The sequence below is a fragment of the Maritimibacter alexandrii genome, assembly GCF_005871115.1.
GTDB classification, from domain to species: Bacteria; Pseudomonadota; Alphaproteobacteria; order Rhodobacterales; family Rhodobacteraceae; genus Maritimibacter; species Maritimibacter alkaliphilus.
The window spans coordinates 342576-365700 of sequence record NZ_SWKQ01000009.1 but is presented as its reverse complement, the minus strand read 5'-3'; the positions used below and the strand labels follow the sequence as shown (position 1 = coordinate 365700).

The 23125-nt window shown below is 64.4% G+C and carries 29 protein-coding genes; 18 read left to right on the top strand and 11 right to left on the bottom strand.

What is annotated here, in order from left to right; translation table 11 throughout:
- The first annotated feature begins 110 nt into the window (after positions 1-110).
- The 6 genes from fabA (at position 111) to cmk (ending at position 5372) form a co-directional block, all read left to right on the top strand.
- Complete coding sequence (gene fabA / locus FCT00_RS02590; protein ID WP_008334239.1) at positions 111-620, top strand: bifunctional 3-hydroxydecanoyl-ACP dehydratase/trans-2-decenoyl-ACP isomerase; 510 nt, start codon at positions 111-113, stop codon at positions 618-620.
- Between the two features lie 43 nt (positions 621-663).
- Positions 664-1893 carry a beta-ketoacyl-ACP synthase II gene (locus FCT00_RS02585; RefSeq protein ID WP_138421728.1) on the top strand — a complete coding sequence of 410 codons (1230 nt, stop codon included), beginning with the start codon at positions 664-666 and terminating at the stop codon, positions 1891-1893.
- An 11-nt stretch (positions 1894-1904) separates the two neighbouring features.
- Positions 1905-2693 (top strand): enoyl-ACP reductase FabI, encoded by a 789-nt coding sequence (locus FCT00_RS02580; protein ID WP_138421727.1) that lies wholly within the window; start codon positions 1905-1907, stop codon positions 2691-2693.
- Positions 2694-2834: 141 nt separating this feature from the next.
- On the top strand, positions 2835-4187 hold the full coding sequence (gene aroA / locus FCT00_RS02575) for a 3-phosphoshikimate 1-carboxyvinyltransferase (RefSeq protein WP_138421726.1): 1353 nt from the start codon (positions 2835-2837) through the stop codon (positions 4185-4187).
- A 62-nt stretch (positions 4188-4249) separates the two neighbouring features.
- Positions 4250-4756 carry a hypothetical protein gene (locus FCT00_RS02570; RefSeq protein ID WP_138421725.1) on the top strand — a complete coding sequence of 169 codons (507 nt, stop codon included), beginning with the start codon at positions 4250-4252 and terminating at the stop codon, positions 4754-4756.
- A gap of 4 nt (positions 4757-4760) precedes the next feature.
- The gene (gene cmk, locus FCT00_RS02565; RefSeq protein ID WP_138421724.1) at positions 4761-5372 is read left to right on the top strand and encodes a (d)CMP kinase; all 612 of its coding nucleotides are present in this window, start codon (positions 4761-4763) and stop codon (positions 5370-5372) included.
- A gap of 135 nt (positions 5373-5507) precedes the next feature.
- Here the strand turns inward: cmk and FCT00_RS02560 are convergent, their stop codons facing one another.
- The 3 genes from FCT00_RS02560 to FCT00_RS02550 form a co-directional block, all read right to left on the bottom strand.
- On the bottom strand, positions 5508-6185 hold the full coding sequence (locus FCT00_RS02560; RefSeq protein WP_138421723.1) for a sulfotransferase family 2 domain-containing protein: 678 nt from the start codon (positions 6183-6185) through the stop codon (positions 5508-5510).
- Positions 6182-7288, bottom strand: coding sequence for a sulfotransferase family protein (locus FCT00_RS02555; RefSeq protein ID WP_171042860.1), 1107 nt, complete (start codon positions 7286-7288; stop codon positions 6182-6184). Before FCT00_RS02555 ends, FCT00_RS02560 begins: the two co-directional genes overlap by 4 nt.
- A gap of 87 nt (positions 7289-7375) precedes the next feature.
- Positions 7376-7768, bottom strand: coding sequence for a DoxX family protein (locus tag FCT00_RS02550; protein ID WP_138421721.1), 393 nt, complete (start codon positions 7766-7768; stop codon positions 7376-7378).
- Positions 7769-8017: 249 nt separating this feature from the next.
- Here FCT00_RS02550 and rpsA point away from each other — a divergent pair, with 249 nt between their 5' ends.
- From rpsA to FCT00_RS02495, 11 genes are all read left to right on the top strand, one after another.
- Entirely contained in the window at positions 8018-9700 is a 1683-nt protein-coding gene (gene rpsA / locus FCT00_RS02545; RefSeq protein WP_040885185.1) for a 30S ribosomal protein S1, read from the top strand.
- Between the two features lie 115 nt (positions 9701-9815).
- The gene (locus FCT00_RS02540; protein WP_138421720.1) at positions 9816-9995 is read left to right on the top strand and encodes a hypothetical protein; all 180 of its coding nucleotides are present in this window, start codon (positions 9816-9818) and stop codon (positions 9993-9995) included.
- A 236-nt stretch (positions 9996-10231) separates the two neighbouring features.
- On the top strand, positions 10232-10513 hold the full coding sequence (ihfB, locus tag FCT00_RS02535; protein ID WP_008334268.1) for an integration host factor subunit beta: 282 nt from the start codon (positions 10232-10234) through the stop codon (positions 10511-10513).
- A 13-nt stretch (positions 10514-10526) separates the two neighbouring features.
- Positions 10527-10877 carry a lipopolysaccharide assembly protein LapA domain-containing protein gene (locus FCT00_RS02530; RefSeq protein ID WP_008334269.1) on the top strand — a complete coding sequence of 117 codons (351 nt, stop codon included), beginning with the start codon at positions 10527-10529 and terminating at the stop codon, positions 10875-10877.
- Positions 10878-10887: 10 nt separating this feature from the next.
- On the top strand, positions 10888-11526 hold the full coding sequence (locus tag FCT00_RS02525) for a phosphoribosylanthranilate isomerase (protein WP_138421719.1): 639 nt from the start codon (positions 10888-10890) through the stop codon (positions 11524-11526).
- The gene (locus FCT00_RS02520; protein ID WP_138421718.1) at positions 11523-11975 is read left to right on the top strand and encodes a GNAT family N-acetyltransferase; all 453 of its coding nucleotides are present in this window, start codon (positions 11523-11525) and stop codon (positions 11973-11975) included. The genes FCT00_RS02525 and FCT00_RS02520 overlap by 4 nt, the downstream gene beginning before the upstream one ends.
- 35 nt (positions 11976-12010) lie before the next feature.
- Positions 12011-12265 carry an N-(5'-phosphoribosyl)anthranilate isomerase gene (locus tag FCT00_RS02515; protein ID WP_138421717.1) on the top strand — a complete coding sequence of 85 codons (255 nt, stop codon included), beginning with the start codon at positions 12011-12013 and terminating at the stop codon, positions 12263-12265.
- A gap of 72 nt (positions 12266-12337) precedes the next feature.
- Positions 12338-13573: a tryptophan synthase subunit beta gene (trpB, locus tag FCT00_RS02510; protein WP_008334273.1), complete on the top strand. Its 1236-nt coding sequence runs from the start codon at positions 12338-12340 to the stop codon at positions 13571-13573.
- A 154-nt stretch (positions 13574-13727) separates the two neighbouring features.
- The gene (locus FCT00_RS02505; protein WP_138421716.1) at positions 13728-14228 is read left to right on the top strand and encodes a hypothetical protein; all 501 of its coding nucleotides are present in this window, start codon (positions 13728-13730) and stop codon (positions 14226-14228) included.
- Complete coding sequence (locus tag FCT00_RS02500) at positions 14191-14760, top strand: hypothetical protein (protein ID WP_235888926.1); 570 nt, start codon at positions 14191-14193, stop codon at positions 14758-14760. Before FCT00_RS02505 ends, FCT00_RS02500 begins: the two co-directional genes overlap by 38 nt.
- Complete coding sequence (locus FCT00_RS02495; RefSeq protein WP_235888925.1) at positions 14760-15344, top strand: helix-turn-helix transcriptional regulator; 585 nt, start codon at positions 14760-14762, stop codon at positions 15342-15344. The genes FCT00_RS02500 and FCT00_RS02495 overlap by 1 nt, the downstream gene beginning before the upstream one ends.
- Before the next feature lie 48 nt (positions 15345-15392).
- Here the strand turns inward: FCT00_RS02495 and FCT00_RS02490 are convergent, their stop codons facing one another.
- The 7 genes from FCT00_RS02490 to pth all read right to left on the bottom strand — a co-directional run bounded on the left by FCT00_RS02490 (position 15393) and on the right by pth (position 21422).
- Entirely contained in the window at positions 15393-15911 is a 519-nt protein-coding gene (locus FCT00_RS02490) for a hypothetical protein (protein ID WP_008334277.1), read from the bottom strand.
- Positions 15912-16162: 251 nt separating this feature from the next.
- Positions 16163-16885, bottom strand: a complete 723-nt coding sequence (locus FCT00_RS02485) for a hypothetical protein (RefSeq protein WP_138421715.1) — start codon at positions 16883-16885, stop codon at positions 16163-16165.
- A gap of 274 nt (positions 16886-17159) precedes the next feature.
- Positions 17160-17825, bottom strand: a complete 666-nt coding sequence (locus FCT00_RS02480) for a hypothetical protein (RefSeq protein WP_040885191.1) — start codon at positions 17823-17825, stop codon at positions 17160-17162.
- A gap of 330 nt (positions 17826-18155) precedes the next feature.
- Positions 18156-18530, bottom strand: a complete 375-nt coding sequence (locus FCT00_RS02475) for a DUF2237 family protein (protein ID WP_138421714.1) — start codon at positions 18528-18530, stop codon at positions 18156-18158.
- Complete coding sequence (locus FCT00_RS02470; protein ID WP_138421713.1) at positions 18511-19680, bottom strand: serine hydrolase domain-containing protein; 1170 nt, start codon at positions 19678-19680, stop codon at positions 18511-18513. The genes FCT00_RS02475 and FCT00_RS02470 overlap by 20 nt, the downstream gene beginning before the upstream one ends.
- 30 nt (positions 19681-19710) lie before the next feature.
- Positions 19711-20742, bottom strand: coding sequence for a DUF2332 domain-containing protein (locus FCT00_RS02465; RefSeq protein ID WP_138421712.1), 1032 nt, complete (start codon positions 20740-20742; stop codon positions 19711-19713).
- Complete coding sequence (gene pth, locus FCT00_RS02460; protein WP_138421711.1) at positions 20739-21422, bottom strand: aminoacyl-tRNA hydrolase; 684 nt, start codon at positions 21420-21422, stop codon at positions 20739-20741. The genes FCT00_RS02465 and pth overlap by 4 nt, the downstream gene beginning before the upstream one ends.
- A gap of 106 nt (positions 21423-21528) precedes the next feature.
- On the opposite strand from pth, the gene FCT00_RS02455 reads away from it, so the two are divergent.
- The gene (locus FCT00_RS02455) at positions 21529-22206 is read left to right on the top strand and encodes an FkbM family methyltransferase (protein ID WP_138421710.1); all 678 of its coding nucleotides are present in this window, start codon (positions 21529-21531) and stop codon (positions 22204-22206) included.
- 51 nt (positions 22207-22257) lie between these two features.
- Here FCT00_RS02455 and FCT00_RS02450 read toward each other — a convergent pair whose 3' ends face one another.
- The gene (locus tag FCT00_RS02450; protein ID WP_040885193.1) at positions 22258-22899 is read right to left on the bottom strand and encodes a 50S ribosomal protein L25/general stress protein Ctc; all 642 of its coding nucleotides are present in this window, start codon (positions 22897-22899) and stop codon (positions 22258-22260) included.
- Positions 22900-23125 lie beyond the last annotated feature (226 nt).

Genomic DNA, 23125 nt, shown 5'->3' with positions numbered 1-23125 from the left:
CCACCGTGAAGGCAGGGCAGGAGCGCCGCACTTGCCACTCACTTCGCGCGGGTGATAGACGGGCCGAAGCAAACCGATGTACCGTTCATAACACGTAGCCAGGGGGCCTGATGGCAGAGTATCCAACGAGTTTCGACAAGGACGACCTGCTGAAGTGCGCCCGCGGCGAGCTTTTCGGCGAAGGAAACGCGCAACTTCCCGCGCCGCCGATGCTGATGATGGACCGGATCACCGATATCTCCGGCGATGGCGGCAAGCACGGCAAGGGCCACGTGGTCGCGGAATTCGATATCGTGCCGGATCTTTGGTTCTTCGACTGCCATTTCCCCGGCAACCCGATCATGCCCGGTTGTCTCGGCCTCGACGGACTGTGGCAGCTCACCGGTTTCAACCTCGGCTGGCGCGGCTGGCAGGGGCGCGGCTATGCGCTGGGTGTGGGTGAGGTGAAGCTCACCGGCATGGTCCGGCCCGACCGCAAGAAACTGACGTATTACGTGGACTTCACGAAAGCCGTGCAGACCCGTCGCCTGACGATGGGTGTCGCCGACGGGATCGTCGAAGCGGACGGCGAAGTCATCTATCAGGTCAAGGACATGAAGGTCGCGCTTTCGGAAAGCTGACCGAAACCATCCGGGGACGGGCGCACCAGATAAGGAGCCAGAAATGCAACGTGTCGTCGTGACAGGTCTTGGGGTCGTGTCCCCCATCGGTCTGAACACCGAAGAGGTCACGCAGTCGCTGAAGGCTGGCCGCTCAGGCATCACCGCCAATGCGGACATGGCCGAATACGGCTTTCGCAGCCAGATCGCGGGGGCGGTGGATATCGACCTCAAGGAAAATGTGGACAAGCGCGCGCTTCGGTTCATGGGGCCGGGCGCGGCCTATGCCTATCTCGCGATGGGGCAGGCGATTGCCGATGCCGGGCTGGACGACTCCGATGTGGTCAACGAACGCACGGGGCTGATCGCTGGCTCGGGCGGCCCGTCGACCAGTTCGATGTTTCAGGCCCACCAGACGGTTCTGAAATCCGGTTCGCCCAAGCGCATCGGCCCGCTCGCCGTGCCGAAATGCATGTCCTCGACGATCAGCGCGAACCTCGCCACGCAATACAAGATCAAGGGCATCAACTACTCGATCACCTCGGCCTGTTCCACGTCGCTTCACTGTATCGGCAGCGCCGCCGAGCAGATCATGATGGGCAAGCAGGACGTGATGTTCGCGGGCGGGGCGGAAGAGCTCGACTGGACCCTGTCCTGCCTCTTCGACGCGATGGGCGCGATGTCGTCCAAATTCAACGACACGCCCGACAAGGCCTCGCGCGCCTTCGACAAGGACCGCGACGGGTTCGTGATCGCGGGCGGCGGCGGGATCGTCGTGCTCGAAAGCCTCGACCACGCGCTGGCACGCGGTGCCAAAATCTATGGCGAAGTGACGGGTTTCGCCGCGACTTCGGACGGGCACGACATGGTCGCGCCGTCGGGCGAGGGCGGCGAACGGGCCATGCGGTTGGCGCTGTCCACGCTGCCCGAAGGTCGGAAAGTGGGCTATATCAACGCCCACGGCACCTCGACCCCGGTTGGCGATGTCGGAGAAGTTGAAGCGGTGCGCCGCGTCTTCGGCGAAGGCTCCACCCCGCTCATCAGTTCGACCAAGTCCATGACGGGCCACGCGCAGGGCGCGGCGGGTGCGATGGAGGCGATCTTCTCGATCCTCATGCTGGATCAGGATTTCATTACCCCGTCGATCAACGTCGAAACACTCGACCCGGCGATCCACGAGGGCGAGATCGCGACGACACTGGTCGAAAACGCGGGGCTCGACACCGTGATGACCAACAGCTTCGGCTTCGGCGGGACCAACGGGTCGATGCTGATCAGCAAATATAACGGATAGGGACCGGGGACATGGGTGAGTTGATGAAGGGCAAGCGCGGCCTTGTCATGGGCGTCGCCAACGATCGCTCGATCGCGTGGGGGATCGCCAAGGCGATGGCCGACGAGGGCGCGGAGCTCGCCTTTTCCTATCAGGGCGAGGCCTTCGGCAAGCGGGTCGAACCGCTGGCCCAGTCGCTCGGCTCCGACATCCTTGTCGATATGGACGTGACCGACGATTCCAAACTCGACGCGGGCTTCGCGGCCTTGTGGGAACGGTGGGACCGGATCGATTTCCTCGTCCACGCCATCGCGTTTTCGGACAAGTCGGAACTGACCGGGCGGTTCCTCAACACCTCCCGCGCGAACTTCAAGAACTCCATGGATATCTCTTGCTACTCGCTGATCGAAGTGGCGCGGCGGGTCGAGCCTTACATGACCGACGGCGGCACGATCCTGACCCTGACCTATGGCGGGTCCAACCGCGTGACGCCGTTCTACAATGTGATGGGCGTGGCCAAGGCGGCGCTGGAGGCGAGCGTGCGCTACCTCGCCAACGACCTCGGCCCGCAGGGCATTCGCGTGAACGCGATCAGCCCCGGTCCGATGAAAACGCTGGCGGGCGCGGCCATCGGCGGCGCGCGCAAGACGTTCCGGCACACCGAGGCGAACTCGCCCCTGCGCCAGAACGCGACGCTCGAATCCATCGGCGGCACGGCGGTCTACCTCGCCTCGCCCTATGGCGAATGCACGACGGGTGAGATCATCACCGTCGATTGCGGGTTCCACGTGCTCGGGATGCCGCAGCCGGAAAACCTGTAGGCTCACGACCATCTATCAATGCAGGGGCGCGGGCCACGGTCCGCGCCCTTTTCGTGTCCGGCGCATGGGCCGGACGCTCTGCCAGTGGACGCCCCGATTGACCTGCGCTATCAGCGCCCGAACGCAGCGAGGAGGCTTTCCATGTCCGGCCACGGCACCCCGATCCCGATGACCAGCCGCAAGTCCGGCCCGCTCAAGGGCGTGGCCGACGTGCCGGGGGACAAGTCGATCAGCCACCGCTCGCTCCTGCTCGGCGCGATGGCCGTGGGTGAGACCCGCGTGACCGGGCTGCTCGAAGGCGAAGACGTGCTGGCGACCGCTGCGGCAATGCAGGCTTTCGGGGCCGAAGTGGAGCGGTTGGGCGACGGCGAATGGCGGGTGAACGGTGTCGGCGTCGGTGGCTTTGCCGAGCCTGAAGACGTGATCGACTGCGGCAATGCGGGCACCGGCGTGCGGCTCATCATGGGCTGCATGGCGACCTCGCCGATCACCGCGACCTTCACGGGCGACGCCTCGCTCCGCTCGCGCCCGATGGGCCGGGTGACTGATCCCATCGCGCTGTTCGGCGCGCAAAGCTACGGACGCACGGGCGGGCGGCTCCCGATGACCGTGGTGGGCGCGAAGAACCCGGTGCCGGTGCGATACAAGACGCCCATGGCCTCGGCGCAGGTCAAATCCGCCGTGCTGCTTGCGGGCCTCAATGCCCCGGGTGAGACCGTGGTGATCGAGGCCGAGGCGACGCGCGATCACACCGAGCGGATGCTGGCGGGGTTCGGGGCCGAGATCAGCGTCGAGGACACGGGCGAGGGTCGCGTCATCACGCTGGTTGGTCAGCCGGAACTGAAGCCCCAGACCATCGCCGTGCCGCGCGATCCGTCCTCGGCGGCGTTCCCGGTCTGCGCGGCGCTGATCGTGCCGGGGTCCGACGTGCTGGTGCCGAACATCGGCCTGAACCCGACCCGCGCCGGGCTGTTCACCACGCTCATCGAAATGGGCGCGGACCTGACCTATGAGAACGAACGCGAAGAGGGGGGCGAGCCTGTGGCCGACCTGCGCGCGCGTTTCTCGCCCGACATGAAAGGCATCCGTGTGCCGGAAGAGCGTGCGGCGTCCATGATCGACGAATACCCGGTGCTGTCCGTGGTCGCGGCCTTTGCGACCGGCAAGACCGAGATGGTCGGCGTGCATGAGCTGCGCGTCAAGGAAAGCGACCGGATCGACGCAATGGCGCGTGGGCTCGAGGCGAACGGGGTCACCATCGAGGAAGGCCGCGACTTCATGACCGTGCACGGCTTGGGTCCGGATGTTGTGCCGGGGGGCGGCACCGCTGCCGCGCGGCTCGACCACCGGATCGCGATGAGCTTCATGGTCATGGGTATGGCCGCGCAATCGCCCGTAAGCATCGATGACGGCCAACCCATCGCCACCTCGTTCCCGATTTTCGAGCCGCTGATGGCGGGTCTCGGCGCGACCATCGAGCGTTCGACCGCCTGATATTGGCGGTTCCCTCGCCGCCGTTCCTCTGGCTTAGTGACGGTGGGGATTGGGAGCGACGCATGGGACGTATCGGGATTTTCTGGTTTTTGCTCGCCGTGACGCTTTTGGTCTACGGGCTTCTGGTCGGCTGGGCGGGGCAGGACATGATCGCGCTTACCAACGGGGCGGCGATCCCTGACCTGCGGGTAACGGGATACGGGGTCGACGACATCCGGGCGCTGCTCGAAGGGGCCGAGCCGGGGTTTCCCGAAGCCTATGCGCGCATCTCGCGGACATGGGACGTCGCCGTGCCGGTCCTGTTCGGTGTGACCTTCGCCTACGGGATCTGGCTGGGGGGCGGGGCGTGGCGCTGGCTTGCTCTGGTGCCGGTGGTCATGGGCCTGTCGGACCTGACCGAGAACGCGCTGGTCACGCAAAGCCTGCTCGCCGGCCCCGACGCCCTCGATCCGGGCACGATTGGGCGGGCGAGCGCCGCCACCATGCTCAAATGGCTGCTTCTGCCTGTGTCGATCTTGCTCCTCGTCGCGACTTTCTTCAAAACGCGGGCACGAGCGAGCAAGGGGTAGCGGTTTGAGCTTCACGGTAGCCATCGATGGGCCTGCGGCAGCGGGCAAGGGCACGATTTCCAAAGCGGTGGCGCGGCATTTCGGCTTCGCCCATCTGGACACGGGCCTGCTCTATCGCGCCGTGGGCAAACGCGTGCTGGACGGCGAAGACGCGGTGGCGGCGGCCCGGTCGCTGCGCGCCGAGGACCTCGAGGTGCTGGGGCTGCGCACGCCCAAGGTCGCGCAGGCGGCGAGCAAGGTGGCGGTCGAACCCGAGGTGCGCGAGGCGCTGGTGGATTTCCAACGCGCCTTCGCGGCACGCGCAGGCGGCGCGGTTCTGGACGGGCGCGACATCGGGACCGTGATCTGCCCTGAGGCCGCCGTGAAGCTTTTTGTGACAGCCAGCCCCGAGGTGCGGGCGGTGCGCCGGCACAAGGAACTGCTCGAAACCGGGCATGACGCTGGCTACGACAGCGTTCTGGCCGACGTGCGCGCGCGCGACGAGCGGGACCGGACCCGCGCGACGGCGCCCTTGAAGCCAGCGGATGACGCGGTGACCATCGACACGAGTCACATGACGATCGAGGCGGCGGTGGCGGCGGCGGTCGCGATGGTGAACAAGGTGCGCGGGGCCTGAGAGGTTTCGCCCGCTTGCGCGGGCGACCCGCTGGGGGGGGAGGCGCTGCCTCCCCGTCGCCATTGTCTCTCGGACCAATGGCGCGACAACGGCAACCACCCTCCGAGGTATTTGTGGACCAGAGAAGGTGGACCGTCAGGCCCCTTTGCCGAAACGCGGGAAGAGGCGGCGCTTCGGTTGGCCTGCGTCTTGTGTGTAGCCGAATGCTTCGAAGTCTTTCGCATAGAGCACGACGATCTGGTCTAGGTCTTTGTCTGCAAGTTCCCGGCGCGTTGCGCCATCCACGCTCCGGTTTCTATGGGGGAGCGGGGCCCCGAGGTTTGCCGCGTTCTGAAGTGCAGGCCTGTCACGACCAAGCGTTTCGAGGTGGAATATCCGGTCTGGCAGGAGCGTGCCGTCGTCGCCTGCCAAGAAATCGACCTGCGGACGGACGAAGTGGAACTTGGCGCTGCGGTCGTCCGGGTCGCGCATGAACTGCGCAGGCAGCCAGTCGTGGACGAACGCCCTTAGAGTCTCGACCGGGCGCAGATGGTTGAACAGCGACACGGCCCGCGCGACAGGGTCGCGGACCACGGTGAAGGTGAAGTAGTCGGCCCACATCTCATCCGTCACGTAGTGGTGGCGGGTGTAGTCGCGCGCGGACAGATGGGCGAGGCGGGGTGGACCGACGGCTTTCGACGGGTTGCGCCCCAGCATCAGCGGCGCGCGCTGGCCCCATGTCAGGCCCAGATCGTCCAGAAACGCCTGTTCGACGCTTTGACCGCCGCATTTCGGGATATGGACGAAGATCGTGCGGTGGGGATGCGAGATCATGCGCCGAACCGGGCCTCGATGAGCGGCTTATAGGCCTGCCAACCCCGCGCCATCGACGGGTCGATCCCCTGACGCACCTGCCATTTGGACAGCGTCGGCATGTCGCCCCCGGATTTCTCGGGCGCGGCGCAGGCGTCGGTCCAGTCGAGGCCGAGCGCTTTCAGAACGGGGGTCAAAGTGGCGCGCGGCGCGGCTGTGAGGGTGTCGAGGTGGATGTCATGCCACGCGGACCCCGCGCGCGCCGCGCCGAGCGCGCAGAAGTCGAGGTGCCGGTCGTATTGCGCGCTCAGATCGCCCCAGTCGTAGCTGTAGCGGTGCCCGTCGCGGAAGTCGTTCTTGAAGCAGGACCAGCAGGTCGCCTGTTTGTCGCGCCGCATGTGGATGATCTGCGCGTCAGGAAACAGCATCGGGATCGCCCAGGCGAAATAGTAGTTTTCGGGCATCTTGTCGACGAAGATGCCTGTGTTGGGGACGCCTTGCAGATAAGCGGTGCGGGCGGCCTCGAGCCGGTCGGTGTCCAGCCCGTCGAGAAAGGCGATGTGCGGGTTGCGGCCTGTGCCGTCGCGCATGAGCGCAGGCCCAAGCGCGATCCGTTCGCCAAGGTTCGTGATTTCGGGGTGTGCGGCGAGCATCTGACTGATGAGCGAGGTGCCGGAGCGCGGCATTCCAAGGACGAAGACCATCCGGGGCGGTCTCGCGTCCAGCCGCAGGTCGGGGGCGGCGCGCACGGCGGCAAGCGTGTCGCGGGCAAGCGCCGCCATCGCGCCATTGTCGTATCGGACGCCTTTCAGGCGATTGGCCGCGACCACCGCGTCGAAGGCTCGCTGGGGTTTGCCGAGATCGTCATAGGCCTTGCCCAACATGAACAAAAGTTGCGCGCGCAGCGGGGTCGACAGCGCCTTCTGCCTCGCGAAACCTTCGATCCGGGCCAGCACCTTGTCGCCGGGAGTATAGGGCGTGCCGTAGGTGTAGATCCACAGACCGGCGAGGCTGCCGGGATCGGCCGCGAACACCTTGTCGAGCGCCGCGTGCATGTCATCGAACCGGCCCGCGTTCAGGGCCGCTTCGGCGGTGACGAGGTGCTGGTGCAACGTGTCGGTCATGGTCTTCCCTTCCCGGCGCAGTCTGCCCGACATCGAGACCCCATGGAAAGGTGCCGCGCGGGGCCGCCCGCCGCTTTCACGCGCCGGTCAAAGCGACCGCGCCAGCGGGAACAGGGCACGCAGCCGGGGCGAGCGAAGCCACAATCCGCCCCACATGAAAAGGCCGAGGTAGATGGAGAAGAGCTTGTTCGACAAAAGCGGCATGTCGGCGAAGATCTGCATCGTCATCGCACCGCCGAGGATCGCCATCGACAGCACCGCGCCAAGCACCGCCGTCAGCGGAACGGCATAGAGCAGCACGCAGATCAGTTCGAGGATGCCGATCATCAGAACCGGACTGCCCTCCCACCCGAGCGACACCATGGTTTCGTCGGCAATCGGCATCCCGGACAGTTTCGGATAGACCGACGCGCCGAGGATGAAGAGGATATAGAGGCCGGACAACACCCAGCCGAGACGTGTCATGGTCTTCTGCGACATGAAAAACTCCTGATCGTACGCGCCATCGAAGCACTGCCGCTCCCCGTCCTGTCAAGGTGCTTTGCCCTTGCGTTATGGGGCCGAGAGCCGTATACGCGCGCCCAGACAGGCGTTAAGCCGCATGCCAGAGAGCGAGCAGGGTCGGGTAACCGGCCCTCTTTGTTTTGCGGAGCCTGTCTGGAAACCCATGAAAGACCGGCGGAGACAACCGTCTGGCCCGAATAGAACTGTAAAGGAACTGATCCGCTTATGAGCGCTAACGCATCTATGGAGGAATTCGAGGCCCTCCTTAACGAATCCCTCGAAATGGACACGCCGGACGAAGGTACGGTTGTCAAAGGCAAGGTCATCGCTGTCGAAGCCGGCCAAGCCATCATCGACGTCGGCTACAAGATGGAAGGCCGTGTCGATCTTAAAGAATTCGCGAACCCCGGCGAAGCGCCCGACATCACCGTCGGCGACGAAGTCGAGGTTTACCTGCGCGCGGCTGAAAACGCCCGTGGCGAAGCCGTCATCTCGCGCGAGATGGCCCGCCGCGAAGAAGCCTGGGACCGTCTGGAAAAAGCTTACGCCGACGACGCTCGTGTCGAAGGTGCGATCTTCGGTCGCGTCAAAGGCGGCTTCACCGTCGATCTCGGCGGTGCCGTTGCGTTCCTGCCCGGCTCGCAGGTCGATGTGCGCCCCGTGCGTGACGCTGGCCCGCTCATGGGTCTCAAGCAGCCGTTCCAGATCCTCAAGATGGACCGCCGCCGTGGCAACATCGTCGTGTCGCGCCGTGCCATCCTTGAAGAATCGCGTGCCGAGCAGCGTGCGGAAGTCATCGGCAACCTGTCCGAAGGCCAGACGGTCGAGGGTGTGGTCAAGAACATCACCGAGTACGGCGCGTTCGTCGACTTGGGCGGCGTCGATGGCCTGCTGCACGTGACCGACATGGCCTGGCGCCGTGTGAACCACCCGTCCGAGATCCTCTCGATTGGCGAGACGATCAACGTTCAGGTCATCAAGATCAACAAAGAGACGCACCGCATCTCGCTCGGCATGAAGCAGCTTCAGGAAGATCCGTGGGATCTGGTCGCTGCCAAGTATCCGCTCGAGAGCGTCCACAAGGGCCGCGTCACGAACATCACCGACTACGGTGCGTTCGTCGAGCTGGAGCCGGGTGTCGAAGGCCTCGTCCACGTTTCGGAAATGTCCTGGACCAAGAAGAACGTCCACCCGGGCAAGATCGTCTCCACCTCGCAAGAGGTCGAGGTCATGGTTCTCGAGATCGACCAGGCGAAGCGTCGCGTTTCGCTCGGCCTCAAGCAGACCATGCGCAACCCGTGGGAAGTCTTTGCCGAGACGCACCCCGAGGGCACGCAGGTCGAAGGCGAAGTCAAGAACATCACCGAATTCGGTCTGTTCATCGGACTCGACAACGACATCGACGGCATGGTGCACCTGTCGGACATCTCGTGGGACCAGCGTGGCGAAGACGCCATCCAGCAGTTCCACAAGGGCGACGTGGTCAAAGCCGTCGTCACCGAGGTGGACACGGACAAAGAGCGTATCTCGCTCTCGATCAAGGCGCTCGACGGCGACCCGTTTGCCGAAGCCGTTGGCGGCGTGAAGCGCGGCCAGATCATCACCGTGACCGTGACCGCGATCGAAGATGGCGGGATCGAAGTGGAATACGAAGGCATGAAGTCCTTCATCCGCCGCTCCGACCTGTCGCGTGACCGTGCCGAGCAGCGCCCCGAGCGTTTCCAGGTCGGTGACCACGTCGACGTGCGCGTGACCAACGTAGACGCCAAGTCGCGCCGCCTCGGTCTGTCGATCAAGGCCCGCGAGATCGCCGAAGAGAAAGAAGCCGTGGAGCAGTTCGGTTCGTCCGACTCCGGTGCTTCGCTCGGCGACATCCTCGGCGCCGCGCTCAACAAGGGCGACGAATAAGCCTTTCGCGTAAAGCGATGAGAATTGAGACGGCCCCGGAGCGTTCCGGGGCCGTTTTCTTTTGTCGCGGCGACATGGCGCGCCGACCGCGATACACTTGGTTCAGGAGGGGCGTATGAGACAGAAACGCAAGGAATGGATGGGTGTCGTCGGCGCATTGGGTCTGGCCGCGTTTCTTTTGGGAATGTTCGGCGGCATCTACTCGCTCGGCATGGCGATCGCGCTGTCGGTGTCGGTGTGGGCGGTCGGCGCCACGCTCGTCCTCGTCCTGACCGACCCGCCCGAGGGCGACTGATCCGGCGCCCGAATCATAAGGTGCTAACCATGCGGTTCGCGGGGTCGTGGCGGGCGGTTTCGCCGGGCGCACCACCTAACGGTCGGGATTTCCATGAAAAAATCGGCACTTTGCCGCCAAATTCGGCGCGCGGCCCAAGCCTCGGCTGTTTCGCGACGAAATCTTTCCCCCTATAGTCAGGGGGTAAGCGGCGTGCTGCCAACAAACGCCGGTCAGTCCTTCGGGGGGAAGACGGGATGATCCGTTCGGAGCTCATTCAGAAGATCGCGGACGAAAATCCGCATCTCTACCAGCGCGATGTCGAGCGCATCGTGAACACCATCTTCGAAGAAATCATCGAAGCGATGGCGCGCGGCGACCGGGTCGAGTTGCGCGGTTTCGGCGCCTTTTCCGTCAAGCAACGGGATGCCAGAGTAGGGCGGAACCCGCGCACGGGTGAATCGGTTGATGTCGAAGAGAAGCACGTGCCTTTCTTCAAGACCGGCAAGCTGCTGCGCGACCGACTGAACGGGAACTGAAAGGCCCTTTCCCATGCGTTACATTCGCTACGCGTTTCTGGGCGCGCTGGCCGTGGTGCTTATCACCGTGGCGCTCGCCAATCGCAACATCGTCGAACTTCGTCTGCTGCCGGAAGAAATGGCCGGTTTTCTGGGCTGGAGCTGGACCATCAATCTGCCGCTTTTCATCGTCATCTTCCTCGCCATCATCGCGGGCGTGATGATCGGGTTCGTCTGGGAATGGTTCCGGGAACACAACCAGCGCGCCGAAGGGCGCCGGGCCAAATCCGCCGCCGTGAAGTTGGCGGGCGAGGTGCAGAGCCTCAAGCGCGAGAAGGCCGGGCCGAAGGACGATGTTCTGGCGCTTCTGGAGGATGGGCGGTAAGCACACGCCCATGACCGACATCCGAGTGAAAATCTGCGGGCTGACGAGCGCGGAGGCGGTGGCCGCCGCCGCCGACGCCGGTGCGCGTTATGTCGGCTTCGTGTTCTTCCCGAAATCCCCGCGCAACATCTCGGTCGATCTCGCTGCGGAGCTGGCCGCCGAGGTGCCGCCGGGCATCGCCAAGGTCGCGTTGGTGGTGAACGCGGACAACACGCTGCTCGACGAGATCACATCGCGCGTGCCGCTCGACATGCTGCAACTTCACGGGTCTGAGACGCCGGAACGGGTGGCCGAGGTGCGCGCGCGCTATGGCCTGCCGGTGATGAAGGCGGTCGGGATCGCGGATGCCGCCGATCTTGCGCGCATCGACGACTATATCGGCGTCGCCGACCAGATCCTCGTCGATGCCAAGCCCCCGAAAGAAGCGGAGCTTCCCGGCGGCAACGGTCTGGCGTTCGACTGGCGGCTCTTGCAGGGGCGGCACTGGACGGTGCCGTGGATGCTGGCCGGCGGCCTGACCCCCAAAAACGTGGCTCTGGCGGCGAAGCTGACGGGTGCACGGCAGGTCGATGTCTCGTCGGGCGTGGAAAGCGCGCCGGGGGTGAAGGACGAAGGGCTCGTCCGCGACTTTCTGGGGGCGGTCGGGTGACCGTGGCTTTCCGCGCCGCGCGCGCCGACGATGTGCCCGCGGTGATGGCCCTGCTCATGGAGGATCGTGCGCCGGGTGCGCAACCTGTGCGGGACGACGATCCGGTCCAGATGTACCTCGCCATGATCGCAGACGGCACGACCCAGCTGATCGTGGGGTGGCGCGCGGGCGAGGTCGTGGCCTGCTATCACCTGACGATCCTCCACCTGGTGTCGCCGTCCACGCCGATCCACGCACAGGTGGAATCAGTGCGTGTGCGCGCGGACCTGCGCGGGCAGGGGATCGGCGCGGCGATGATGCGCGATGCCGAGGACCGGGCGCGGGCGGCGGATGCCACGCTCATGCAGTTCACATCGAACGCCTCGCGCGGTGACGCGCATCGGTTCTATGAACGGCTGGGGTTCAAGGCGACGCACGCGGGATTCAAGAAGGATCTGATCTCGCGTTAACCGGGGATTCACCGCGACTCGGCCATGGTTAACCCATGACACATCTCATCCCGCCTCAGAGCCCCGACCATTGGCTGTCCGCAGCTTTCACCTCCAACACCGCTACCTCCGGCGGCGTCATCAAGCGCCGGATCAGCGACATCGACCGGATCGTCGGGCGCGACCGTTTTCTGGGCGAAGTGCGCGCGCGCGGGTTTCAGGCCGTCGAAAACGGCGACAACCTGATCGTCTTCTGCAACGCCCAGCCCGTGCGGCTGGCCGCCGCACGCGCGGGGGTCACGGCCCACTGATTGCCACGCTGCCGTGCTTGCTCTTGCCCGATGCCTATTCTAGGAACGGGCAAGACTGCCCGGGAGCGCGATATGGCTGACGATCTCTTCAATTCCTTCATGAACGGCCCAGACGAGAAGGGCCGGTTTGGCGATTTCGGCGGACGTTTCGTGTCCGAGACGCTCATGCCGCTGATCCTCGAGCTTGAAGCGCAGTATGAACATGCCAAGACCGACCAGAGCTTCTGGGACGAAATGGAATTCCTGTGGAAGCACTATGTCGGCCGCCCGTCGCCGCTTTATTTTGCCGAGCGTCTGACCGAAGAGCTTGGCGGGGCGAAAATCTATCTCAAGCGGGATGAGTTGAACCACACCGGCGCGCACAAGATCAACAACGTGCTGGGGCAGATCATCCTCGCCCGCCGTATGGGCAAGACCCGGATCATCGCCGAAACCGGCGCGGGCCAGCACGGGGTGGCGACGGCGACCGTCTGCGCCAAATTCGGGCTGAAATGCATCGTCTACATGGGCGCGCATGATGTCGAGCGTCAGGCGCCCAACGTGTTCCGCATGAAGCTGTTGGGGGCCGAGGTCGTTCCGGTGACCTCCGGTCGCGGCACGCTGAAGGATGCGATGAACGACGCGCTGCGCGACTGGGTGACCAATGTGCGCGACACGTTCTACTGCATCGGCACGGTGGCCGGCCCGCACCCCTATCCGGCGATGGTCCGCGATTTTCAGGCGATCATCGGCAAGGAAGCCAAGGAACAGATGATGGAGGCGGAAGGGCGCCTTCCCGACACCATCATCGCGGCCATCGGCGGCGGGTCCAACGCGATGGGCCTGTTCTATCCGTTCCTCGACGACAAATCCGTGCGCATCATCGGCGTCGAAGCCGGCGGCAAGGGCGTGAACGAAAAGATGGAGCACTGCGCGTCGCTGACCGGCGGTCGCCCCGGCGTGCTGCATGGCAACCGCACCTATCTGCTTCAGGACGAAGACGGTCAGATCCTCGAAGGGCATTCGATATCGGCGGGTCTGGATTATCCGGGCATCGGGCCGGAGCATTCGTGGCTGCATGACATCGGTCGCGCCGAATACGTGTCGATCACAGATACCGAGGCGCTCGAAGCGTTCCAGCTTCTGTGCCAGACCGAAGGCATCATTCCGGCGCTGGAGCCGTCTCACGCGATGGGCCATGTGATGAAAATCGCGGGCGATCTGCCCAAGGATCACATCATCTGCATGAACCTGTGTGGGCGCGGCGACAAAGACATTTTCACGGTCGCCAAAGCGCTGGGCACGGATATGGCGGGTCTGAGCGACTAGTGATCGGCCTATAAACTCAGGTTTAGACCCGTCTGCGCCGGGTTTAAAACGCCGGTCATAAACTCGACGCTCATAGCCTGACCCATGCGTTCGCCGCAGCCTCTTCTCGGGTGCCACGATCCAGGCACCGGAGGAGAACGCAAAGGAACGCATAATGAAACTCGACATTTTTAAAGTGACGGCAGCCGTATTGCTGTCGGCCGGCATCGCTACGGCCGCGCCGCAGGACACGATCAACGAGATCGTGAAGGGGCTCGCAGGCGAAGGATTCACGCGGGTCGAAATCAAGAACCGACTGAATGGCGTCAAGATCGAAGCCCACGGCCCGAACGGTTCGGTGGAACGGATTTACGACGGGAAAGGCGTGCTGATGAAGGAAGAAACGCACAGCCGTCAGGGCACGTTCGGCTTCGGTGACCGTGACCGGGATCGGGACCGCAGCGGCCAGCGCAGCGCCACCAATGGTTTCGCCCATGACGACGACGGTCCCGACCATGACCGCGACGACGATCACGGCGGCCGTGACCGGGACCGTGACCGCGACCGTGACGACCACGGCGGACATGACAGCGACGACGATCACGGTGGGCGCGACCGCGACCGCGAAGACCGTGACCATGGCGGTCGGGATCGCGAAGATCGCGACGACGACTGAGCCTGCGACACAGGAACGCTCCCATCGCGATTGCGGCATCGGGTGGGGGCGTGCCATCTTGCGGGCGGGAGGAATGGATTTGCGGCGTCTCGTGATCGTGGCGGTTTGGCTTTTGGCGGGCACCGGGCTCGCCCGCGCCGACGTGGATCTCGACACGTTGATGCGAAGCCTGTCGCAACAGGGGTTCACGCGGATGCAGGTCTCGACGACCCTGCTGGGCAGAACCCGGATTTTCGCCACCTCAGACCAGTTTCATCGCGAAATCGTCGTGAACACGAACACGGGCGAGATCCTTCGCGATTTCTGGCAGGTGCGCTCCGAGTCCTCTTCCCGGTCCCAGGCGCAGATCCTCGATCCGTCCGGGGTGAGCGACAGGGACGACCGCGACGACCGAAGCGGATCGTCGGGCTCAAGTGGCCGCTCGGGGCGGGACGATCGCGACGACAGAGACTCGTATGACGACGACGATTACGACGACGATTACGACGACGACGACCGTGATCGCGACTCCGATCGTGAGGATGACGATTGATGCAGGGGCGGAGGCGATTGGCGCAGGACCGGGTCATCATCGTGATCGCGCTGGTCGTTCAGGCGCTCTGCGCCGGGTTCTTCATTTCCGATATTCTTTCCTCGCGCATCGGGTTCAGAAGCACGCCGATCCCGTGGCGGATGCGCGAGCTCATCGAAATCGGGGCTGCGCTTGGGCTCCTGCTCGGGTTCGTGCTGGGCGTTCTGGCTCTGACGCGGGTGCGCCGCCACCACCGGCTGGCCGAAGAGCGCCTGCGCGAGGCGTCGGCGGCGTTTCTGGACCTCGTGGCCAAACGGTTCGACGACTGGGCCCTGACGCCTGCCGAACGTGACGTGGCGCTGTTCGCCATCAAGGGGATGAGCCTGGCCGATATCGCGGCGGTCAGGGGCACGTCCGAAGGCACGGTCAAGGCGCAGACCAACGCCATCTATCGAAAAGCGGGGGTGAGCGGCCGGGCCCAGATGTTGAGCGACCTGATTGACACGCTGATGGACGATCAGGTGATGCAGGACTTTCCACCACCGACCGTCCCCGAACCGCATGAGATCGCGGCCAAGACGCGCGACGTCGAAGTCCGCTCATGAAAAGAGGCGGCGCACTGCGCCGCCTCTGATCCGTGAGAGAGACCTCACTTAGTTGGTGGAGTTCTTCACTTCCGTATCGGACTCCGTCTCGGCGTCGGCCGAAGCGCTTTCTTCCAGATCGTTGGTGGCTTCAGCGCCGCCACCGGCTTCGGTCCGGGTGTTCAGGTCGATGTCGATGTCGGGATCGATCGAACCTTCTTCCGGCAGAATCTCGGTGGTCTGGTTGCTGACGTTCGTGTCATCCGAGTCTTCGATCTCTTCGTCGGTGAAGATGGTGGTCGCGGCGTACTGGTCCACGCCCATCTCCATCTGCGTCATGGTGTCGGACACGACCATGCCGTCGGCGTCGAGGATCAGAATGCGGCCACCAGCGTCGCTGGACGCCATGAAGGTCAGGTTGCCGTCGCGGCCCTGACGCACGGTGTTCACGTCGTAGCCTTCGGCGGTCAGGTCGGCCATGCCCTTGGCATAGACTTCCTGATTCAGGCCCGATTCCACGTTCTGAGCGAAAGCGGCCGTGCCGGCGATAAGGGCGACGGTCGAAAGGGTCATCAGCTTGCGTTTCATAACTTCAGTCTCCTGTTGTCCCCGCGTCTCGTTTAACCGCGGGCCCCGGCTGCTGTTGGCGGTCAGTTCACGTGGACCCTCATGGTCCGTCGAGGACCGCCCGCCGGGCGCTATGGTCTGCCAACACGAGACTCGATCATTTGGTTCCTCACCCCGGTGCGTTTTTTTCAAATGATTGATTTTTTACGAAAAAGGGTGGCGCCAAGCGTTGACGCCACCCTGTCCCCACCGATGTGATTTCGCCCCTGCGGTCAGGAGCCGAGACCCACGGACACATCAAGGCCGATGCCCAGTCCGCCGTTCTTGCTGCCCGAGGCGCTGACGTCGGCATCGACATCGGCCTCGAGGCCCGATTGCCCGTCCGACGACCCGACCGCGGCGCCGACATCGGCGTCGAGACCGAGACCGGACGAGCCGTCCGTGCCGGATGTGCCGACGGTGGCTCCGGCCTCTGCCGCAAGACCTGCACCGCCGTCCGAGCCAGCCACGCCGACGCCCACGTCTGCGTCGACACCAGCGGCGACATCCGCCCCGGTGGAGCTGCCGTCGGTCGCAGGCCCATCGCTGCCGGGGTTATCTCCGCCAGCCATGTCGTCGCCGTCACCCGGCGGCGTCGTCGGATCGTCGGACGCGGCACCGCCCGTCCGACCGTTTCCGGTGTCCGGGCCGATCGGCGTGGTGACGGACTGGCGGGCGGCGGTGCGCAGGTCGCCGGTGCAGGCGACCTGTTCATCCGACACCACGTTGCCGTCTTCGGACAGGATCAGGATCCGCCCGTCGTCACCGGCGCAGGCGTAAAACGTCAGCCGCCCCAGGCTGTCCTGGCGAACGGTGCCGACCGAATACCCTTCGGCGCGAAGTTGCGTGGTGCCCATCTGATAGACGCTGTCGTTCAAAGCCGTCTGTGCGATGGTCGGTGCTGCGGAACAGGCAGCGGCGATCGTTACTGCGGAAACACGTTGCGTAAAAGTCATTGTCTGGTCCTCTTCGGTCTGCGGTGACCCCCACCCAGATGGGGACGCGACAACCCGAGGCTTGATCGGACGAACCCGCCCGACCATCGGGCTGAACACGTAACCTACATGTTGGCCAAACTGCCGGCGGCCCGGATCAGTTCCCAATTGAGACGCAACAAATCGTTTCGCGTGAAAGTTGTGGCGCTTCCGCAATGCGAAGAGGCGGCACCGAAGTGCCGCCTCTCGCAAAGGTCAGGTCTGTCGGTCAGCTGTGTGACCGTGCGACCCCGGATTAGCTGTCGCTGTCAGCCGACAGGCCAAGGTTCAGGCCGGTGTTGAGGCCGATGGACGCGCTGCCGTCGCCATCGTCGCCTTCGCCTTCGACCGACACACCGGCGTCCACGCCAGCGCCAAGGCCGACCGAGGCGGAGTCGCCGCCGTCGTCGCCTTCGGCGTCGATCCCGACGTCAAGGCCGGTCCCGACGTTGACCGAGGCGGAGCCGTCGCCATCGTCGCCTTCAGCGTCGATGCCGATGTTCGTGTCCGACCCCACGCCAGCCGACAGGCTGCCCGAGTCGTCGCCATCGTCCGACATGGTTTCCACACCGATCATGGTGTCGGAGTCGGCCATTGCGCTCAGCGAGCCGCCGTCTTCGTCACCTTCGGCTTCGATCGCGGCCGAGGCGCTCAGGTCGGTCATCGTGTCCGACATGACTTCGCCGTCTTCGCTCATGATGAGGATACGGCCATTGGTGTTGTTGCGGGCCATGAAGGTCAGCGAGCCTTCGCCGTCCTGACGCACCGAGTCGACGTTGTAGCCATCGCCGCGCAGTTCGGCCATGCCCATCGCATAGACTTCCTGGTTGAGTTCAGCTTGGGCCGAGTCCTGTGCGAAAGCGGTCGCGGCAGGCGTAGCGGCCAGAAGGGCGATTGCAGTCATCGTAGCAAAGCGGTTCATAATCTCTCTCCAATCTGCTGTGGCACCCCTTGGATGCCCCTTCCAATGCGTTGGTCGCCGGGATCGCATCGACCGTCGTGGCCGGATGAGGGCGCCCCCCGTTGGAAGCTGTGACCGGACAACAGCCTCAAAGTCCGAAAGTTCCTGTCTCGGTTGCGAAAAAACTTTAATTTTTCCAATGGGCTATCGGCTGAAACTTTTCACGGGGCGGACTCGTGCCAGTTCAGTTGGTGCTGGAAACAAAGAGAATTTTTTTGAAGTGACTGTTCGCTTCGGGGGCCGGACGCCAGCCAAGGCCAAATCAAGGGCCGCAACTTTTTTTCGGGTCGTTCAGATCGAATGCTCTTCCAGCACCCTCAGCGGGACGACTTCGAGCGCGCGTCCGTGGGTCGCTTCCAGCCGGACCTTGGGCGCGCAACCCTCGTCATGGGCCTGAAGGAACCGGGCGGCACACAGGCACCACTGATCGCCGGGCTTGAGGCCGGGAAAGCTGAACTCGGGCCGGGGTGTCGACAGGTCGTTGCCCACGTATTTCGAATAGGCGAGGAACTCGGCGGTCATGACCGCGCAGACCGTGTGATTGCCGGTGTCCGCGTTGCAAGTGTTGCAATAGCTGTCACGGAAGTATCCCGTCTTGGGGTCGTCCGAGCATAGCAGCAATGTCCCGCCAAGGACGTTGATCGGTTCAATCGGTTCTGGCTTCATGGGCGGTCCGGGTGATCTGTCTCAGTCTCTCGATATTGTCTTCGAAGACGCCGGGTTCGGTAAAGCCCCGGTCGGCTGAATTGATCGCGATGACGACGTCGCGGGTGCGGTCGATCCAGATGTATTGACCATAGACGCCGATGGCGAATACCTCGCCGGGCTGCGGATCGGCGGGCAGCCACCATTGGTAGCCATAGCGCGCCTCTCCTTGCGCGGTCGGCGCTGTGGGGGCCGTCGATGCCTCCACCCAGTCGGCGGGAACGATCTGCTGGCCCTGCCACATGCCGTCCTGCGCGATCATCTGGCCGAAGCGGGCATAGTCGCGGGTCCGCAGGTTGAGACCGCCCAGCACAAAGGCATTTCCGTCGCCGTCGGCCATGTAATAGGGGTCGGCTTCCAGCCCGAGCGGCTCGATGATCCGGTCTTCGAGAAGCGGTGGAATGCGTTCGCCCGTCGCGCCGCGAATGACCATGCCAAGCACATGGGTATCCATCGAGACATAATACCACTCCGCCCCCGGCTCGGCGCGACGATCCATCAGGTCGCGGGTGAAATCGTCAAGCGACCCGCCAAGCGCGATCACGCGGCCCATGCGGTTGATGTCGGACCAGAAGTCCAGATAATCCTCGTCGAACGCGACGCCCGAGGCCATGTTCGCAACCTGCGCGATGGTGGCACCGTCATAGGCCGTCCCTTCGAGCGATGGGGCATATGTGGTGACCGGATCGTCGATGGAGGCGATCACGCCCTCGTCGATCATGATGCCGAGAAGGGCCGACAGCCAGCTTTTGGCGACCGACCATGACACGCGTCGATCTTCGGGCGAGGTGCCTTGGTAATAGTCCTCATAGACGATCTCGCCCCCGGACAGGACGACCATCGCGGTCACGGTGCGGGTTTCGATCCAGTCGTCGATCCCGGCGGGCAGCGTCATCGCCTCGCCCTCGGGCAAGGCCGAAACCGGGCCGTCGCCGCGCGACATCGGAACCGTGTTGAACAGCGCGTCCATGTTCGAGAAATTTTCGACGATGCGTCCCTCGTCGAACAGCGTCTGCACGGCCATGAGACGTTTGAGTTCCTCGCCGCGCGTGATGCCGATCAGGGCGGCAATCGCGACGATGGCGACGAGGATGTAACCCAGTTTGCGCATGATAACACTCCCGATGCCCGGACTATGGCGTCAGGGGGCCTGCCAGTCCACCCAACGCCCGTGGAAATCGACGCGGCCAAGGTTATGCACCTCGCCGCCGGGCCATGTGGTCAGGGTCATGGCCGCGCCCGGCCCCTGTCCGTCGGCTTCCATCGACAGCCGCGCGATCGGGGCGTCGAGGGTCGCGGCCTTGCCCGCCGCTTCGAACGCGATTTCGCAGGCGGCCTTGGTGGCGGGCGGGAAGTATTGCCACGCGATCGTGTGGAACACGAGGTGGATGTGGCCGGGCCGCCGGATCGCCACGCGGATCGGCAGGAACGACATGGCGTCGCTCTGATCCACCTGCGCGTCATAGACCGCGATCGCCGCCCGCGTGCGCTCGATCCGCTCGGGCTGGTCGGCCCAGAGGTAGGACAGCAGGCGAAGTTCATCCGCCGGGTCGTGCACGTCGAGCGGGGCCACGTCGATCCCGCGCCGGTCCGTAACCTCGATCTTCGCTTCGGGCGGGCAGGGGCCGGTCCAGTCGGGCGACAGCGTCACGGCGGGATCGGCGGGCCCGCGATAGCCGCAGGGCAGGTCGAGCGCGTAGCGATCCCACATCAGGTTCAATCCGGCGCTCGCGCCCAATTCCGTCAGCACGAAGGGCAGGCCATAGCGGTCGGCGAGCCAGTGACCGGCGGCGATCATCACCGCCGAGCGGCGAACCTCGTTCGTCTGCGGCGGCAGCGCGAGATAGGTGAGCAGCGTGTCGGTCCGGGTTGCAAGCGCCGCGTCGAGGGCGGCGCCAAGCGTCGCGTCGTCCGTCGCCGGGTTCGGCGGGTAACAGGCAGCAAGTTCCGGGTCTTCGCCCGCCAGTACCAGAGCGTGCAGCCCGCCCAGCAGGCGCAGGGGCACCGATTGGCCCGAGGGGCCGATGTCGCCCTCGAAGGCGAGCATCCGGTCCATCACCGGGCTACCCGGTGCGATGCGGTCGGCGACAAGGCGCAAGACACGGGCGGAGAACGGCGAGCCTAGAGCTTCGTTGCTCTTGGCCTGTTCGCGGAAGGCGGTGGCGATAGTCATCTGAACTTGTCGACCAGTTTCTGAAGCGGTGAACGGTCTTCCTGCGGTGCCGGCGGCTCCTTTGCCTTCGCAGGGGCGGGTTTCGGCGCGGGTTTTTCGGGCTTGGGTTTGGCACCCCCCGTGCGCAGCGCGACGGCATTGGTGAACTTGGCGTTATCGTCGCTCACAAGGTGCTCGGCCCCGTCCGAGATGCCGCGCAGCATGTCGTCGAGCCACTTTTCTTCCTGCTTGGCGAAGTCGGACAGCACGTAGGGCGACACGCGGTCCTTGTGGCCCGGATGGCCGATGCCCAGCCGGACGCGGCCATAGTGCGGGCTGATATGCTGGTGGATCGAGCGCAACCCGTTATGGCCCGCATGGCCCCCGCCCAGCTTCAACTTCACCTTGAACGGCGGCAGGTCCAGCTCGTCGTGGAACACCGTCACGTGCGTCGAGTCGAGTTTGTAGAAGCGCATCGCTTCGCCCACCGACTGACCCGACAGGTTCATGAACGTTTCGGGCTTGAGCAGGATGACCTTCTCGCCACCCAGGTTGCCCTCGCTCACCTGTCCCTGAAATTTGGACCGCCACGGGGCGAAGCCGTGATCCTCGCGAATCCGGTCCACGGCCATGAAGCCGATGTTATGGCGGTTGCCCGCGTATTTGCTGCCCGGATTGCCGAGGCCGACGAAGAGTTTCATGGCGGCAATCTAGGGGCGGACGGGCGCGAGGTAAATGTCCTGCCGTCCCGCTGGACTTTCACCCCGCCCGGTCTAGGATCGTCGCCAAAACCGGGCAGGGCGGACCATGGCGCAATTCACATTGAAAGACATCACGCTTCGCGTGCCGGGCAAGGCGCTGACCAAGCCGCTGCGGGTGGCGTTGGAGACGGGCCGCTACGAATGGAACGAGCGCGACGCGATCGAACGGCATGTGAAGCCGGGCGACAAGGTGCTCGATATCGGGGCGGGGGCCGGCTACATCTCGATCATCGCCGGGCGCGCGGCGGGGCCCGAGAACGTGATCTCGGTCGAGGGCAACCCGGTGATGATGGAGGCGCTGCGCCACAACCTCGACGAAAACGGGGCGCAGGCGACGCGGGTGCTGCACGGCGCCGTGGTAGCCGACAATTTCGACGAGGATACGGTTCTGTTCGCGGCGCGCGATGCGTTCTGGTCGTCCTCGATCGCGAACGAAAAGACCAATCCCGACAAGATCGTCGAGGTGCCCGCGCTGAAGCTGTCGGCGCTGCTCGACGAACACCAGCCCACGATCGTGTCGATGGATGTGGAAGGGGGTGAACTGGAACTGTGCCAGCAGCCCTGGCCGCCCTGCGTGCGCATGGTGGTGATGGAGATCCACACCAGCCAGTATCCACCCTCGGCGGTGAAGGCGATCTTCGACGGCATGTCGAAAAACAACATGACGCTCATGCCGTGGGGCACTCGGGGCGAGGTCATCGTGCTGCAAAGGTGCGATAAATGAAAAACGGGGCCTGATCGGCCCCGTTTCTTTTGTTCCACGATGGGAAGAGACTTACGCCTCTTCGCCCTCGGTCACATCCTCTTCGGCTTCGCCCTCGTCCTCGTCCGCACCGGCGGAGCGCAGGCCCGACGGGGCCGAGATGTTGGCGATCACGAAATCACGCTCGACGGTCGGCTTGGCGCCCTGCGGCAGTTCGACGTCCGAGATGTGGATCACGTCACCGATGTCACGGCCGGCGAGATCGACGACGATCTTTTCGGGAATGTCACCCGCGACCACATCAAGCTCGACTTCCGGACGAACGTGCACGACCACGCCACCCTTCTTCACGCCCGGAGCCTTCTCTTCGTTGATGAACTCGACGGGAATGAACAGGTTGATGCGCGAGGTGCGGCGCAGGCGCAGGAAATCGACGTGGGTCGGAAGATCCTTGACCACGTCGCGCTGCACGTTGCGGCAGATCACGCGGACATCGTCCTGACCTTCAACCTTGAGGTTGAAGAGGGTCGACAGGAAACGACCGTCCTTGAGCTTCTTGAGAAGCATGTTGAAGTTGATGTTGATCGGCAGCGGATCGACGTCGCCACCATACACGATACCAGGTACGTTGCCTTCGCGGCGTGCTTGACGAGCGGCCCCCTTGCCCGTCCCCGTCCGTACCGTGGCGTGAAAGTCAGGTATTTCACCAGCCATGGGTTTTCTCCAGATTGTAAAGGTCTGCGGCGTTCCTCCAAGGGTGCAACCCCGCATGAGTGTGCGCGTATACGCGGGAATCATGGGTTTGGGAAGGGAAAAAGCGCGCGCGCCCCGGCGGCCTCGCGGTGGCCCGCCGGGCCGGGCGAAACGGATACCCTTTTCTTCATCGTTCTCCGAATACTTGGGGGGGGGGTACGAGGGGCAGTACCCCTCTCATGGACCG